Genomic DNA, 1,943 nt, shown 5'->3' with positions numbered 1-1,943 from the left:
CCAAAGCGCAGCAGATCTTCGGGCTCACACTGGCGCAGCAATTGGCCGACGCGGCGCTCATCCGGCGCAGCGACATGCGCACCAAAACCGATTGAGCGGCCCTGCAACCGATCGCCGATGATGCGATCGAGGCCATTGAACGCGCCGCCGCAGATGAACAGGATGTTGGTGGTATCGACCTGCAAAAATTCCTGCTGCGGATGCTTGCGCCCACCCTGCGGCGGCACGGAGGCAGTGGTGCCTTCCATGATCTTGAGCAGGGCCTGCTGCACGCCTTCGCCGGACACGTCGCGGGTGATCGACGGATTGTCCGATTTGCGGCTGATCTTGTCGATTTCATCGATATACACGATGCCGCGCTGAGCGCGTTCGACGTTGTAATCGCTGGCTTGCAGCAATTTCAGGATGATATTCTCAACGTCTTCACCCACGTACCCTGCCTCGGTCAGCGTAGTGGCATCGGCCATGGTGAACGGCACATCCAGGATCCGCGCCAGCGTTTGCGCCAGCAGGGTCTTGCCGCAGCCGGTGGGGCCAACCAGAAGGATGTTGGACTTGGCCAGTTCCACTTCGGCACCCTTGCCGCCGTGGTTCAGCCGCTTGTAATGGTTGTGCACCGCCACCGACAACACGCGCTTGGCGTGAAACTGCCCGATCACATAATCATCGAGCACCTTGCAGATTTCGCGCGGGGTCGGGACATCGCCGGATTTTTTCACCAGCGCCGTCTTGGTTTCCTCGCGGATGATGTCGTTGCACAGCTCCACGCATTCATCGCAGATGAACACAGTTGGCCCGGCGATCAGCTTCCTGACCTCATGCTGGCTCTTGCCGCAGAAGCTGCAGTAGAGCGTGCCTTTGCTGTCGCTGCCGCCCAGCTTGGTCATGCTAGTCCTTCCTCACGCCGGTCGGCCTGCACCGGCAAATACGCCAACGTCACCGCTAGCATGACAGTTTAACGGCAATCCAGCCAAGACCGCAAGGCCGCCCGCACGCCGCTGTGTCGCGGCCTACCGATGCAAACCACCAAAACGGCGCGAAAAATCCGCGCAGCGCCTACCGCCGGCTTGCGGCGGGCGCTGCGCGGCGGTGGTCAAGCAGCCAGCGATTCGGCTTCGGTCGGCAGCGGACGCTTGTCCATCACCGAATCAATCAGCCCGAACGCCTGCGCTTCATCGGCGCTCATGAACTTGTCACGCTCCATGGCCAGCTCGATCGTCGCGAGATCCTTGCCGGTGTGCTTGACATACAAATCGTTCATGATGCCGCGGATGCGCAGGATCTCGCGCGCCTGAATTTCGATATCCGTGGCCTGGCCCTGGGCGCCGCCGGACGGCTGGTGCACCATGATGCGGCTGTTGCGCAGCGACACGCGCATGCCCGGCTCACCGGCCGCCAGAAGGAAACTGCCCATTGATGCGGCCTGGCCCACGCACACAGTCGCCACCTTGGGCCGGATATATTGCATCGTATCGTAAATCGCCATGCCCGAGGTGATCACCCCGCCAGGCGAATTGATGTACATGTAAATGTCTTTCTTGGGATTTTCCGATTCCAGAAACAACAGCTGCGCGACGATCACCGACGCCATGCCATCTTCGATCTGGCCGTTCACAAACACGATGCGGTCGCGGAGCAGACGGGAAAAAATATCGAAGGAGCGTTCGCCCCGGGCAGAGTTTTCAATAACAATCGGAACGAGGCCAGCGTGCGGAACAATCATCAGAGACTCCTTTGAACCCCTAGTTTGGACGTTTGGGCGGTAAGTTCAAGGGGGCAGGACGCCGCCGGGCAGCCACGCCGCCAGACTGTCCACAAAAATCGCCGAAAAAACAGCCCAGAAACAGCAAGGCCCTGCGCGGCGAACCGGCAGGGCCTGTCTGCAAAACCTATCTTCGCAATCAGCTGGCCTTCTTGGCGGCCTTCTTGGGCTTGGCCGGCGC

The 1,943-nt window shown here is 60.6% G+C and carries 2 protein-coding genes; both read right to left on the bottom strand.

From position 1 onward, the window contains the following. A partial coding sequence (gene clpX, locus ABWP50_RS05065; RefSeq protein ID WP_353216903.1) for an ATP-dependent Clp protease ATP-binding subunit ClpX occupies positions 1-887 on the bottom strand: 887 nt, incomplete at its 3' end. Between the two features lie 206 nt (positions 888-1,093). After that, the gene (gene clpP, locus ABWP50_RS05060; RefSeq protein ID WP_353216902.1) at positions 1,094-1,723 is read right to left on the bottom strand and encodes an ATP-dependent Clp endopeptidase proteolytic subunit ClpP; all 630 of its coding nucleotides are present in this window, start codon (positions 1,721-1,723) and stop codon (positions 1,094-1,096) included. Positions 1,724-1,943: the final 220 nt, after the last annotated feature.

Origin of the sequence: Sandarakinorhabdus sp., assembly GCF_040398645.1 — a bacterium.
GTDB lineage: Bacteria > Pseudomonadota > Alphaproteobacteria > Sphingomonadales > Sphingomonadaceae > Sandarakinorhabdus.
The sequence above is the reverse complement of the archived record's forward strand: the minus strand, read 5'-3'. Positions and strand labels throughout refer to the sequence as shown.

Bases quoted from the DNA above. Each gene is read 5' to 3' on its own strand.
- clpP (WP_353216902.1), bottom strand. From the start codon at position 1,723: ATGATTGTTCCGCACGCTGGCCTCGTTCCGATTGTTATTGAAAACTCT.